Origin of the sequence: Streptomyces sp. NPDC052682, assembly GCF_040678435.1 — a bacterium.
Classification (GTDB): Bacteria; Actinomycetota; Actinomycetes; order Streptomycetales; family Streptomycetaceae; genus Streptomyces.
Window position 1 is genome coordinate 270,415 of the sequence record NZ_JBFATS010000003.1, and the last position, 12,468, is coordinate 282,882.

At 70.7% G+C, this 12,468-nt stretch carries 12 protein-coding genes; 7 read left to right on the forward strand and 5 right to left on the reverse strand.

Translation table 11 applies throughout. The features are described from left to right. Positions 1 to 221 precede the first annotated feature (221 nt). The 5 genes from AB0K80_RS06065 to AB0K80_RS06085 all read left to right on the forward strand — a co-directional run bounded on the left by AB0K80_RS06065 (position 222) and on the right by AB0K80_RS06085 (position 5,107). Positions 222 to 1,157 carry an SPFH domain-containing protein gene (locus tag AB0K80_RS06065; protein WP_365666281.1) on the forward strand — a complete coding sequence of 312 codons (936 nt, stop codon included), beginning with the start codon at positions 222 to 224 and terminating at the stop codon, positions 1,155 to 1,157. Next, the gene (locus AB0K80_RS06070; RefSeq protein WP_365666283.1) at positions 1,154 to 1,408 is read left to right on the forward strand and encodes a hypothetical protein; all 255 of its coding nucleotides are present in this window, start codon (positions 1,154 to 1,156) and stop codon (positions 1,406 to 1,408) included. The genes AB0K80_RS06065 and AB0K80_RS06070 overlap by 4 nt, the downstream gene beginning before the upstream one ends. Before the next feature lie 152 nt (positions 1,409 to 1,560). Beyond that, on the forward strand, positions 1,561 to 2,085 hold the full coding sequence (locus AB0K80_RS06075; RefSeq protein WP_365666285.1) for a PadR family transcriptional regulator: 525 nt from the start codon (positions 1,561 to 1,563) through the stop codon (positions 2,083 to 2,085). Next, positions 2,082 to 2,768 carry an ABC transporter ATP-binding protein gene (locus AB0K80_RS06080; RefSeq protein ID WP_365666287.1) on the forward strand — a complete coding sequence of 229 codons (687 nt, stop codon included), beginning with the start codon at positions 2,082 to 2,084 and terminating at the stop codon, positions 2,766 to 2,768. Before AB0K80_RS06075 ends, AB0K80_RS06080 begins: the two co-directional genes overlap by 4 nt. After that, positions 2,765 to 5,107, forward strand: a complete 2,343-nt coding sequence (locus AB0K80_RS06085) for an FtsX-like permease family protein (protein ID WP_365666289.1) — start codon at positions 2,765 to 2,767, stop codon at positions 5,105 to 5,107. Before AB0K80_RS06080 ends, AB0K80_RS06085 begins: the two co-directional genes overlap by 4 nt. Positions 5,108 to 5,115: 8 nt before the next feature. On the opposite strand, the gene AB0K80_RS06090 is transcribed toward AB0K80_RS06085, so the two are convergent. Continuing rightward, positions 5,116 to 6,069 (reverse strand): LysR substrate-binding domain-containing protein, encoded by a 954-nt coding sequence (locus tag AB0K80_RS06090; RefSeq protein WP_365666291.1) that lies wholly within the window; start codon positions 6,067 to 6,069, stop codon positions 5,116 to 5,118. Positions 6,070 to 6,240: 171 nt separating this feature from the next. Between AB0K80_RS06090 and AB0K80_RS06095 the strand changes: the two genes are divergently transcribed. Together AB0K80_RS06095 and AB0K80_RS06100 are read left to right on the forward strand one after the other, a co-directional pair. After that, positions 6,241 to 6,795, forward strand: a complete 555-nt coding sequence (locus tag AB0K80_RS06095; RefSeq protein ID WP_365666293.1) for a peroxiredoxin — start codon at positions 6,241 to 6,243, stop codon at positions 6,793 to 6,795. Positions 6,796 to 6,799: 4 nt separating this feature from the next. After that, positions 6,800 to 7,333, forward strand: a complete 534-nt coding sequence (locus AB0K80_RS06100; protein ID WP_365666604.1) for an alkyl hydroperoxide reductase — start codon at positions 6,800 to 6,802, stop codon at positions 7,331 to 7,333. Between the two features lie 64 nt (positions 7,334 to 7,397). Here AB0K80_RS06100 and AB0K80_RS06105 read toward each other — a convergent pair whose 3' ends face one another. The 4 genes from AB0K80_RS06105 to AB0K80_RS06120 all read right to left on the reverse strand — a co-directional run bounded on the left by AB0K80_RS06105 (position 7,398) and on the right by AB0K80_RS06120 (position 12,435). Continuing rightward, on the reverse strand, positions 7,398 to 8,738 hold the full coding sequence (locus tag AB0K80_RS06105) for an AI-2E family transporter (RefSeq protein ID WP_365666295.1): 1,341 nt from the start codon (positions 8,736 to 8,738) through the stop codon (positions 7,398 to 7,400). A 136-nt stretch (positions 8,739 to 8,874) separates the two neighbouring features. Beyond that, positions 8,875 to 9,594, reverse strand: a complete 720-nt coding sequence (locus AB0K80_RS06110) for a transglycosylase SLT domain-containing protein (protein WP_365666297.1) — start codon at positions 9,592 to 9,594, stop codon at positions 8,875 to 8,877. Positions 9,595 to 9,995: 401 nt separating this feature from the next. Next, complete coding sequence (locus tag AB0K80_RS06115; protein ID WP_365666298.1) at positions 9,996 to 11,321, reverse strand: PhoH family protein; 1,326 nt, start codon at positions 11,319 to 11,321, stop codon at positions 9,996 to 9,998. A 340-nt stretch (positions 11,322 to 11,661) separates the two neighbouring features. Continuing rightward, on the reverse strand, positions 11,662 to 12,435 hold the full coding sequence (locus tag AB0K80_RS06120) for an isoprenyl transferase (protein WP_365666300.1): 774 nt from the start codon (positions 12,433 to 12,435) through the stop codon (positions 11,662 to 11,664). Positions 12,436 to 12,468 lie beyond the last annotated feature (33 nt).

Sequence of the window (12,468 nt, forward strand, 5' to 3'; positions counted from 1 at the left end):
CAGGTCAGCTCAGAAAGCTAACACCGGGAGATATGACCAACGACCGTCGATCCGGTCTTTTACGGACGTGACAATCAGCACCCGCCCCACCGGAACCGACGTCCCAGAGGGTTCGGGGGTTGCCCGGGCGGAGTAAAGTGATATCACTTAGCTAGACCGAAGTCAGCTACATCGCAGTCGGCGGCCCGTCGCCGGGCCGCCGTCAGAACGGGGGATGACCCATGTCCACGCACGACTCCGAGCTCACGGCCGACGTGCCCGAGATGCCGGCCCCGCGCGTACGGGAGGTCCCGGCGCACAGCATCGGCGGCGGGCTCGCCCTGCTGTTCGGGCTGCTCGGGCTGCTGGCCGGCGCCGCCCTGATCGTCACGGCCGCCGCCGTCCCGGCGGCCGGCGCCAAGGCCGCCCTGATCATCGGCGGCATCCTGGTCGCGCTCGCGGCCCTGCTGGCCATGTGCGGGCTGAACATGGTCGCGCCGGGCGAGGCCCGGGTCGTCCAGCTCTTCGGCCGGTACCGGGGGACGATCCGGGAGGACGGCCTGCGCTGGGTGAACCCCTTCACCTCGCGCACCAAAATCTCCACGCGGGTCCGCAACCACGAGACGGCCGTCCTGAAGGTCAACGACGCCTACGGCAACCCGATCGAGCTCGCCGCGGTCGTGGTGTGGAAGGTCGAGGACACCGCCCAGGCCCTGTTCGAGGTGGACGACTACGTGGAGTTCGTCTCCACCCAGACCGAGGCCGCCGTGCGGCACATCGCCATCGAGTACCCCTACGACGCCCACGAGGAGGACGGCCTGTCGCTGCGCGGCAACGCCGAGGAGATCACCGAGAAGCTCGCCGCCGAGCTGCACGCGCGCGTGGAGGCGGCCGGGGTACAGATCGTCGAGTCGCGCTTCACGCACCTCGCGTACGCTCCGGAGATCGCCTCGGCGATGCTCCAGCGGCAGCAGGCCGGCGCGGTCGTCGCGGCGCGGCGCCAGATCGTGGAGGGCGCCGTGGGCATGGTGGAGGCGGCCCTGACCCGGATCGCGGAGCAGGACATCGTGGAGCTGGACTCCGAACGGAAGGCGGCGATGGTGTCGAACCTGATGGTGGTGCTGTGCGGCGACCGCTCCGCGCAGCCCGTCCTCAACACCGGGACGCTCTACCAGTGACGGGTTCCTCCGGGGGTTCAGCGCCCCAGGGCCGGCCGCAGCGCAAGCAGGTGCTGCTGCGGCTGGACCCCGCCGTGTACGAGGCGCTCGCCCGGTGGGCGTCGGACGAACTGCGGTCGGCGAACGCGCAGATCGAGTTCCTGCTGCGCCGGGCCCTCGCGGAGGCGGGCCGGCTGCCGGGCGACACCGGCCCCCTGCCCCGTCGGGGCCGCCCGCCCGGCGGCTCGGGCCCCAGGCCCCCGTCGGCCTGAACGGCCTGGCACACCAGCCCGGGACACGCGCGCGGCGCGGCGTGTGGCAGAACCGTGACAATCGGCCCCCACCTGCGGTGTCACCCCCCTCAGCGCGCACTCCACACTCGGCGTATACATCTCGCGTATACACGCCGTGTACAGTCCTCGGCATGTCCATCGGTCACACTCTCCTGGGACTCCTGGAGTCCGGCCCGCGTCACGGTTACGACCTGAAGCGGGCCTTCGACGAGAAGTTCGGTCACGACCGGCCGCTGCACTACGGCCAGGTCTACTCGACGATGTCCCGCCTGCTGAAGAACGGGCTGGTCGAGGTCGAGGGCATCGAGCCCGGCGGCGGCCCCGAGCGCAAGCGGTACGCGATCACCGAGGCCGGCATCACCGACGTCGAGCGCTGGCTCGGCACGCCGGAGAAGCCCGAGCCGTACCTCCAGTCGACCCTGTACACCAAGGTCGTCCTCGCCCTGCTCACGCACCGCGACGCCGCCGACATCCTCGACACCCAGCGCTCCGAGCACCTGCGCAGCATGCGCATCCTCACCGACCGCAAGCGCAAGGGCGATCTGGCCGACCAGCTGATCTGCGACCACGCCCTGTTCCACCTCGAGGCGGACCTGCGCTGGCTGGAGCTGACCGCCGCGCGGCTGGAGAAACTGCGAGAGGCGGTGACCGCATGACCCCCGCCGGCTCGCTCCTCACCGCCCAGGGGCTGCGCAAGTCCTACGGCCCGACCACGGCGCTCGACGGCGCCGCGTTCTCCATCCACCCCGGCGAGGTGGTCGCCGTCATGGGGCCCTCCGGGTCGGGCAAGTCCACGCTGCTGCACTGCCTCGCCGGGATCGTCACGCCCGACGAGGGCACCATCACCTACGCCGGGCGGGAGATGTCCGCCATGAGCGACGCCGAGCGCAGTGCGCTGCGGCGCTCCGAGTTCGGGTTCGTCTTCCAGTTCGGGCAGCTCGTCCCCGAGCTGACGTGCGTGGAGAACGTCGCCCTGCCGCTGCGGCTGAACGGCACACCCCGCAAGAAGGCGGAGCAGGCCGCCCTGGAATGGCTGCGGCGGCTGGAGGTCGACGACGTCCGCAAGAAGCGGCCCGGGGAGGTCTCCGGTGGCCAGGGGCAGCGGGTGGCCGTCGCCCGGGCCCTGGTGACCAGCCCGCGGGTGGTCTTCGCCGACGAGCCGACCGGCGCGCTCGACTCGCTCAACGGCGAGCGCGTGATGGAGCTGCTCACCGACGCCGCCCGGTCCACCAACGCCGCCGTCGTCCTTGTCACGCACGAGGCCCGGGTGGCCGCCTACTCCGACCGCGAGATCGTCGTCCGCGACGGCCGGTCCCGGGACATGGAGCGCGTCATATGAGCGTGCGCCGCTGGGCCGGGGATCTGGCCATGGGGACCCGGTTCGCCTTCGCCGGCGGACGCGAGGGCTGGATCCGGGCCGTGCTGACGGCCGTCGGCGTCGGGCTGGGAGTGGCGCTGCTGCTGCTGACCACCGCCATCCCGAACGCGCTGGACGAGCGGCACCGGCGCGAGGAGGGGCGTGCCGACCACACCTGGAGCCAGCAGAAGATCCCCAGGGCCGACGACACGCTGGTCGTCATGGACGCGGACACCACGTTCCGCGACAAGGAGATCCGCGGGCGCCTGCTGGAGGCGGAGGGCCCACGCTCGCCGCTGCCGCCGGGTGTGGCGAGGTTCCCGGCGGCGGGCGAGATGGTCGTCTCCCCCGCGCTGAAGGAACTGCTCACCTCCGGTGAGGGCGGGCTGCTGAAGGAGCGGCTGCCCTACCGGATCGCCGGAACCATCGGCGAGCAGGGGCTGGTCGGCTCCCGGGAACTGGCCTACTACGCGGGCGGCAAGGGGCTCGCGGACCTGCTCGACGGCCACAGCGGGGCCCGGATCGACCACTTCGGCGAGCAGGAGATGGCGGGCGGCGACAGCTGGGATCCGGTGCTGCTGCTGATGGTGCTGGTCGTCTTCGTGGTGCTGCTGATGCCGGTCGCCGTGTTCATCGCCGCGGCCGTGCGGTTCGGCGGCGAGCGGCGCGACCGCCGGCTCGCGGCGCTGCGGCTGGTCGGCTCCGACAGCCGGATGACCCGGCGCATCGCCGCCGGAGAGGCGCTGGCGGGGTCCGTCCTCGGACTGGTCTTCGGCGTCGGCTTCTTCCTGGCGGGGCGTGAGATCGCCAGTACCTTCGAGGTGTTCGGCGTCAGCGTCTTCCCGAGCTATCTCAACCCCTCCCCGTCCCTGGCCGCGCTCGTCGCCCTCGCGGTCCCGGCCTGCGCCGTCCTGGTGACCCTCCTGGCGCTGCGCGGTGTGGTCATCGAGCCGCTCGGCGTGGTCCGTACGGCCAAGCCCGCGCGGCGCCGGCTGTGGTGGCGGCTGCTGCTGCCGCTGGCCGGGCTCGCGATGCTGTACCCCATGGTCGGGCAGGGCAGTGAGCAGGGCGGTTTCAACGAGTACCTGGTCACCGGGGGTGTCATGTGCCTGCTCATCGGAGTCACGGCACTGCTGCCCTGGGTCGTCGAGACGGTCGTGGCGCGGCTCGGCTCGGGCGGGGTGGCCTGGCAACTGGCCGTACGGAGGCTCCAGTTGAGCGGCGGCAGCGCGGCCCGGATGGTCAACGGCATCGCGGTGGCGGTGGCCGGTGCGATCGCGCTGCAGATGCTGTTCAGCGGCGTGGAGGCCAACTACACCAAGGCGACGGGGTACGACGTCTCGCGGGCCCAGATGCAGGTGGGGGTGCCCGACGGCGCCGAACTCGCCGCCACGGCCGAGAAGTTCCGCGACACCAGGGGCGTACGCAAGGTCACCGCACTGACCCAGGGCTACCTCGGTGACCGGCGGGGCGAGGCCACCGCCATGCCGCAGATGACCGTCGGCGACTGCGCCGCGCTGCGCGAGGTGGCCACCCTGCCGTCCTGCCGCGACGGCGACGTCTTCGCCCTGCGGGGCGGGGAGAACGAGACCGACAGCGAGACCGCCAGGGCGGTCCGGCCCGGCAGCACCCTGTGGGCCGACCCGGAGAGCACCGACCGGACCGACGACGACTGGGTCTCCTGGACCCTGCCGCGAAAGATCCGGCAGGCCCAGTCCCGCGAGGACCCCACCGGGACCCGGCGCGGCGGCATCCTGGTCACGCCCGCCGCCCTGCCCGGGAACCTCGCGGCGTTCACCTCCGGCCAGCTCTATCTGAGCCTGGACCGCTCGGTGGCCGACGCGGCGGAGCACGTACGCAACACGGCCGCCCGGATCGACCCGCTGTCGGAGCCCATGACCTGGTCGGCCACCGACACCCTCGACCGGTACGCGTCCCTGCGCACCGGCCTGTTCGCCGGAGCCGCCTGTGTGCTGGCGCTGATCGGGGCGAGCCTGCTGGTCTCCCAGCTGGAGCAGTTGCGCGACCGGCGCAAACTGCTGTCGTCCCTGGTCGCCTTCGGCACCCGCCGCCGCACGCTGAGCCTATCGGTGCTGTGGCAGTCGGCGATCCCGATCGGCCTGGGCCTGCTGCTGGCCTCCACGGTCGGCGTGACGCTGGGCGCGGTCCTGCTGCGCATGACCGACACCGCGGTCCGTGTCGACTGGCCGAGCGTGCTGACCATGACCGGCATCGGCGCCGGCGTGGTCCTGGCGGTGACGCTGCTGAGTCTGCCGCCGTTGCTGCGGATGATGCGGCCGGACGGGCTGCGCACGGAGTAGGCGCGCCCTCAGGCGCCGGTGTCGAGGACCCGGACGGGCAGCGGCCGCAGCGCCTCGCGCAGGGCGGCCGCCAGCTCCTCGTACTCGGCGCCGCGCGCGGCCCCGGCCCGCATCGCCAGGGCGATCCGGCGGGTGGGGGCCGGGTCGGCGAAGGACCCGGTGAGCAGCTGGTCGCTGCGGGACGTCTCGAGCCGCAGCGCGGTACGCGGCAGCAGGGTGCAGCCGAGGCCGCCGGCGACGAGCTGGACGAGGGTGGACAGCCCGGCCGCGGTCGTCGTGACCGGGGCATCCTCGCGCCCGGCCTCCCGGCAGATGTCGAGCGCCTGGTCCCGCAGGCAGTGCCCTTCGTCGAGCAGCAGCAGGTTGAGCTCCTTCAGCGCCTCGCGCGGTATCCCCTGCCGCCCGCCGAGCCCGTGACCCGGCGGCGTGACGAGCACGAAGTCCTCGTCGAACAGCGGCAGTTCGACCACGCCGGGCACCCCGAGCGGCACGGCGAGCAGCAGCAGGTCCAGCCGCCCGCTGGTCAGTCCCTCCACGAGGTTGGCGGTCTGCTCCTCGTGCACCTGGAGGTCCAGCTGCGGATACCGCTCATGGACCAGCCGCAGCACGGTGGGCAGCAGATACGGCGCGACGGTCGGGATGACCCCGAGGCGCAGCGCGCCCGTGAAGGGCGCCCGGACCGCCTCGGCCTCCTCCAGCAGCGCCCCGACCTCCTCCAGCACCGCCTTCGCCCGTACGGCGAGCCGCTCACCGGCGGGTGAGAGCAGCACCTTGCGGGTCGTACGCTCCAGGAGGGTGACACCGAGTGTCTCCTCCAGTGCGGAGACGGCGCCGGACAGGGCGGGTTGGCTCATGCCGATCGCGGCGGCGGCGTCCCGGAAGTGCAGGTGCTCGGCGACGGCGGCGAAGGCGCGCAGCTGGGCGAGACTGGGCTGTCTCCGCTTGCCACTGCTCATGGTCATGGCCGCCACCCTTGGGCCTTGCTGCTACCGACGGTCACTGATAGCTCCCTCCGATCAACTCGACCGAGTGTAGCTATTTCCCGTATCAATGCACCCTGTGCCAACATCAACAAGGTCCAACCCATGGGAAACACCCGTAAAACGGGTGCTTCTTCGCTGCAAGGAGAGCGTGTGCTCACTGTCGGTGACAAGTTCCCCGAGTTCGAACTGACCGCCTGCGTCTCGCTGGAGAAGGGCAAGGAGTTCGAGAAGATCAACCACAAGACCTACGAAGGCAAGTGGAAGGTGATCTTCGCCTGGCCCAAGGACTTCACCTTCGTGTGCCCCACCGAGATCGCTGCCTTCGGCAAGCTGAACGAGGAGTTCGCCGACCGCGACGCCCAGGTGCTCGGCTTCTCCGGCGACTCCGAGTTCGTCCACCACGCCTGGCGCAAGGACCACGACGACCTGCGTGACCTGCCGTTCCCGATGATGGCGGACTCCAAGCACGAGCTCATGCGGGCGCTGGGCATCGAGGACGAGGAGGGCTTCGCCAAGCGCGCGGTCTTCATCGTCGACCAGAACAACGAGATCCAGTTCTCGATGGTGACCGCGGGTTCGGTCGGCCGTAACCCGAAGGAGGTCCTCCGGGTCCTGGACGCCCTCCAGACGGACGAGCTGTGCCCGTGCAACTGGACCAAGGGCGACGAGACCCTGGACCCGGTCAAGCTGCTGGCTGGTGAGTAACGAGATGTCCCTCGACTCCCTCAAGTCCCGCATACCGGACTACGCCAAGGACCTGAAGCTCAACCTCGGCTCGGTCATCGGCAACTCCGACCTGCCGGCGCAGCAGCTGTGGGGTACCGTCCTGGCGACCGCGATCGCGTCCCGCTCCCCCATCGTCCTGCGCGAGCTGGAGCCGGAGGCGAAGGCGAACCTGTCGCCGGAGGCGTACACGGCGGCCAAGTCCGCCGCGGCGATCATGGCGATGAACAACGTCTTCTACCGCACCCGCCACCTGCTGTCGGACCACGAGTACGGCAGCCTGCGCGCGGGCCTGCGGATGAACGTCATCGGCAACCCCGGCGTCGACAAGGTCGACTTCGAGCTGTGGTCCTTCGCGGTCTCCGCCATCAACGGCTGCGGCATGTGCCTCGACTCCCACGAGCAGGTCCTGCGCAAGGCCGGCGTCGAACGCGAGACCATCCAGGAGTCCTTCAAGATCGCCTCCGTCATCCAGGCGGTGGCCGTCACCCTGGACGCCGAGGCGGCACTGGCGGAGTAACGCCCCGACACCTCCTCAACACAAGGCCCGGCCACCTGAGCGGTGGCCGGGCCTTGTCGCTGGCTCACGGTTGTTCGGGCGGGGTGGGTGGGTCCGCCGGCGCTGCGTCCGATGCCGTGGCTCCCCGTGGCCGCGGCGCGTGCCGTAGCGCCGCCTCGTGGGAGTACGCCCGCAGGTACCCGGCCACCGTGTTCGTCACCGCGACCAACGGCACGGCGACCACCGCGCCCCCGATCCCGGCCACCATCCCGCCCGCGGCCACCGACAGCACCACCGCCAGCGGATGCACCCGCACGGCCCGGCCGAGGATGAACGGCTGGAGGATGTGCCCCTCGATCTGCTGCACGGCCAGGACGACCACCAGCGTCATCACCGCCGTGAAGACGCCCTGCGTGACCAGCGCGACCAGCACCGCCAGCGCTCCCGACGCCACCGCGCCCACCAGCGGGATGAAGGAGAACAGGAAGATGAACACCGCCAGCGGCACGGCCATCGGCACGTCGAGGAAGTAGATGCCGAGCCCGATGAAGATCGCGTCGATCAGCGCGACGATCACCGTGCCCCGCACATACGCCGTCAGCGTCCGCCACGCCCGCGGCCCGGCCCCGGCCACCCCCGGCCGCGCCGCCGCGGGCACCAGCTTCAGCGTCCACTCCCAGATGCGCCGGCCGTCGTAGAGCAGGAACAGCGTCGAGAAGACCGTCAGCAGAATGCCCGTCAGGGCCTCCACCACGACCGTGACGCCCTCCAGCCCCGCCGAGGTGATCTGGTCGGTGTTGGCCCCGACCGCCTCCCGCAGGTTCTTGGCGATCTCGTTGATCTGCTTGTCGGTGACGTGGAACGGGCTGTTCAGCAGCCAGTTGCGCAGTTCGTCGATGCCGTCCTGGATCTGGTCGGAGAGGTTGTCGATGTTCTCCATGACCTGCCAGGTCACGAACCAGCCCATCAGCCCGATCACGACGAACCCGAGGATCGCCGTCAGCGCGGTGGCCGGCCCGCGCGGCACCCCGTGGCGCCGCAACCGTCCCACGGTCGGCTGGAGCAACGCGGTGATGAGCAACGCGGCCACGAACGCCAGCACCAGCAGCTGTACGGCGCTGATGATCCGCATCAGCACCCAGACGGTGCCCGCCAGCACCAGCAACCGCCAGCCGGCCTCGGCGGCGACCCGCATCCCCCACGGCACGGCCAGTGCCGGATCGGGACGCGGGGCCATCGCGGGCGCGTAGTCGGGGGGCGGCGGGACGCGGTCGTCTGAGGGCGGCTCAGGGACGGGCTCCGGCTGAAGTGACGGTTCGGCTTCGACGCGCTCCCGCTCCATCGCGGCGCGGCGCTCGTCCAGCCGCTCACTCATCTCGGTCAGCCGGGCCCCGACCCGGCCGAGCCACCCCGGCACTCGCGACATGATCCGTCCTCTTCCCCCGTCCGTGCCCACCACTCCCCCCTGGAGTCGTCCGTCCGACCGTACAGGGCGACAGCCCCTCCCCGTAGGACGGGGAGGGGCTGTCGGAGGTTGAGAGGCGCGGCCGGAGCCGGTGGGCTCAGTACCAGTGGTTGGCCTGCCAGAACGACCAGGCCTCGCACGGGCTGCCGTAGCGGTCGTTCATGTAGTTCAGGCCCCACTTGATCTGCGTCATGGGGTTGGTCTGCCAGTCGGCGCCGACCGACGACATCTTGGAGCCCGGCAGCGCCTGGAAGAGGCCGTAGGCCCCGGAGGAGGCGTTGACGGCCCGGTAGTTCCAGCTGGACTCGTGGTCCACGATGTTGCTGAAGCACTGGAACTGGCCGCTGGGCACCACCTGACGGGCCATCGCCTGGATCTCGGCGATGGTGTAGGAGCCCTTGACGGGAACGTCGACGTTGAGCGCACTGCGCACGTCGTCGCGGCTGGCCGCGGCCTTCGCCTCGGCACGTTCCTTGGCAGCCTTCGCCGCCTTCTCGGCGGCTTCCTTCTTCGCGATGGCGGTCTCGGCAGCGGCCTTGCGGGCGGCTTCCTCGGCGTCCTTCTTCGCGCTCGCGTCGGCGGCGATGGCCTGCGCGTCGGCCTGCTGCGTCAGGGACGCGGTCTGGACCTGGGCCTGCTGCCCTGCGGGTATGTCCGCCAGCAGCGTGGTGCCGGCTGCCGTCGCTTCGGCGTCGTGGTTCTGCGCGGTGCTGCCCGAGGCAACGCCGACGACGCTTCCGACAGCGGTGACCGCCGTGGCCGAGGCCACTGCGAATCCCCGGACCGAGATCCGGCTCACACGGTTTCCTTCCAGCATCGCCCGCTTCGGTGACCCTGGCGGACGCAATCGTGCCCCTGGCACTGGCCTCCCCAACTGCGGGGTCACGGGAGGCGCGGGCCCGGTGGGCAACTCCCGCGAGGGGAGCGCCGCGTGGTGCTCGGGCGGCATACGACAACGCTATGGAGTTGACTGTTTTCTCTTCGTGGTGCCGTACCGCTGGGGGTACAGGTGTGTCGTATGCGGGGCCTGACAGGAGTGAGACTCTGCCGTAACCGGACGCCGCAAGGCAATTCTGTGCTGCGTGTGAAAGCTCACATGCCGTTTCTCCCCGGCGATTTCAGGAAACGGGCAGACGCGAAGGCGCCGCCCGGCTAGGCTCTACGCCTTTCCGGACGGCGCCAACTGCTACGTGACCGGCCCCACTTAGGGCGTTGCGGTCAGATCTGTCCGTCTTCGAGCATTTCGGTCACAAGCGCGGCGATCTGGGACCGCTCGGACCGGTTCAGGGTCACATGCGCGAAGAGCGGATGACCCTTCAGTTTCTCCACGACGGCGACGACTCCGTCGTACCGCCCGACCCGCAGGTTGTCCCGCTGCGCCACGTCGTGGGTGAGAACCACCCGTGAGTTCGCGCCGATCCGGGACAGAACGGTAAGAAGAACGTTCCTCTCCAGCGACTGGGCCTCGTCCACGATCACGAACGCGTCGTGCAGCGAGCGTCCGCGGATGTGGGTGAGCGGGAGCACCTCCAGCATCCCGCGCGCGGTGACCTCCTCGATGACCTCGCGGCTGGTGACGGCCGACAGCGTGTCGAAGACCGCCTGCGCCCAGGGGCTCATCTTCTCCGCTTCGGTGCCGGGCAGGTAGCCGAGCTCCTGCCCGCCCACCGCGTACAGCGGACGGAAGACCATGATCTTCTCGTGCTGACGGCGCTCCAGCACCGCTTCCAGGCCCGCGCACAGCGCCAGCGCCGACTTGCCGGTGCCGGCCCGGCCGCCCATCGACACGATCCCGATGTCGGGGTCGAGGAGCAGGTCGAGCGCGATGCGCTGCTCGGCGCTGCGCCCCTTGATGCCGAACGCCTCCCGGTCGCCGCGCACCAGGCGGACATCGCCCTCCGGGGTGACCCGGCCGAGCGCCTTGCCGCGCTCGGACTGGATGGTCAGGCCGGTGTGCACGGGCAGGTCGGCGGCCTCGGGGACGTGGATGTGCCCCGCCTCGAAGAGGGTGTCCACCTGCTCGCCCGAGAGGGTCAGTTCGGCCATGCCGGTCCAGCCGGAGGCGTCCGTGATGGCGAGTTCGGCGCGGTACTCCTCGGCGAGGAGCCCGACGGAGGACGCCTTGATCCTCAGCGGCAGGTCCTTCGACACGACGGTGACGTCGAACCCCTCGGCCTGCAGGTTGCGGGCGACCGCGAGGATGCGGGAGTCGTTGTCCCCCAGGCGGTAGCCGCTGGGCAGCAGGCTGGGGTCCGAGTGGTTGAGCTCGACACGGACCGTGCCGCCGAGGTCTCCGGTCGGAATGGGGGCGTCCAGACGGCCGTACCGCACCCGCAGGTCGTCGAGGAGGCGCAGGGCCTGCCGGGCGAAGTAGCCGAGCTCGGGATGGTGCCGCTTGGCCTCCAGTTCCGTCACCACGACGACGGGGAGCACGACCTCGTGCTCGTCGAAGCGGCTCAGAGCGTTCGGGTCGGCCAGCAGGACGCTGGTGTCGAGGACATAGGTGCGCCGGTCTGGCTTGTGGCGCTTTGTGCTGGTCACCACGGAAGGACGTACCCCCTCGGATGAGGTCGGGGAGCGACGGAGTGGAGTGCCGGGTGAGGCTGGGCGGGAAGAATCCCGACCGGTTCTCGGCCGCTTCGCACGGGCCGGGAACCGGCCCTCCGCCATGTCTTCCGTGCTGTCACCGCACGGTCGGGCTGGTGCAAAGGGCCTCCCGGGCGGACGGCCCCGAGCCGTCCGCTGAGATCCGACACCCGTGGTTCGGGTGTCGACCTGACTGGGTTATGCCCTCGAACACGCGCCGCCATGCCAGGGCATATGACGGCGCCCCGGTGAACTCCTCGTGACGTCCGCTTCCGCCCGGGCTGCCCCGGGGCGCGGTTCAGCCGCCGTACCGCCGGTGACGTGCGGCGTAGTCACGCAGCGCGCGCAGGAAGTCGACCTTGCGGAAGGCCGGCCAGAAGACCTCGCAGAAGTAGTACTCCGAATGGGCGGTCTGCCACAGCATGAATCCGGACAGCCGCTGCTCACCGCTGGTGCGGATGACGAGGTCGGGGTCGGGCTGGTCGCCGGTGTAGAGGTGACGGCCGATCATGTCGATGTCGACCCGCTCGGCGAGCTGCTCCAGGGTGGTGCCCTTCTCGTGGGCGTCGAGCAGCATGGAGCGCACCGCGTCGGCGATCTCCTGGCGCCCGCCGTAGCCGATGGCGACGTTGACCAGTATCCCGTCGACGTGCGCGGTGGCCTCCTCGGCCTCCTTCAGGGTGCGCTGCATCCCGGCGGGCAGCAGGTCGAGCGTGCCGACGTGGTGGACGCGCCAGCGCCCGTCGGCGGCCAGGCTGCGCACCACGTCCTCGATGATGCCGAGCAGCGGGACGAGCTCCTCCTGCGGCCGGTCGAAGTTGTCCGTCGACAGCAGCCACAGGGTGACGACCTCGACGTCCGTCTCGGTGCACCAGCCGAGGAACTCCTCGATCTTGTCCGCGCCGGCCCGGTGGCCCTGGGCGGTGGTGGAACCCGCGGCCTTCGCCCAGCGCCGGTTGCCGTCCATGATGACGCCGATGTGCTTGGGCACCTGAGCGTGGTCCAGGTGGCCTTCCACCCGGCGTGCGTACAGCCTGACCAGCAGGCCGCGCAGCTTGTCGCGCAGGTTCACGTGATTGTCAGCCCCTCCGTACGGATCGGACAG

Excerpts from the sequence above, each read along its gene's own strand:
- AB0K80_RS06065 (WP_365666281.1), top strand. The coding sequence starts at position 222 with ATGTCCACGCACGACTCCGAGCTCACGGCCGACGTGCCCGAGATGCCG.
- AB0K80_RS06075 (WP_365666285.1), top strand. The coding sequence starts at position 1,561 with ATGTCCATCGGTCACACTCTCCTGGGACTCCTGGAGTCCGGCCCGCGT.
- AB0K80_RS06080 (WP_365666287.1), top strand. The coding sequence starts at position 2,082 with ATGACCCCCGCCGGCTCGCTCCTCACCGCCCAGGGGCTGCGCAAGTCC.
- AB0K80_RS06085 (WP_365666289.1), top strand. The coding sequence starts at position 2,765 with ATGAGCGTGCGCCGCTGGGCCGGGGATCTGGCCATGGGGACCCGGTTC.
- AB0K80_RS06090 (WP_365666291.1), bottom strand. The coding sequence starts at position 6,069 with ATGACCATGAGCAGTGGCAAGCGGAGACAGCCCAGTCTCGCCCAGCTG.
- AB0K80_RS06100 (WP_365666604.1), top strand. The coding sequence starts at position 6,800 with ATGTCCCTCGACTCCCTCAAGTCCCGCATACCGGACTACGCCAAGGAC.
- AB0K80_RS06105 (WP_365666295.1), bottom strand. The coding sequence starts at position 8,738 with ATGTCGCGAGTGCCGGGGTGGCTCGGCCGGGTCGGGGCCCGGCTGACC.
- AB0K80_RS06110 (WP_365666297.1), bottom strand. The coding sequence starts at position 9,594 with ATGCTGGAAGGAAACCGTGTGAGCCGGATCTCGGTCCGGGGATTCGCA.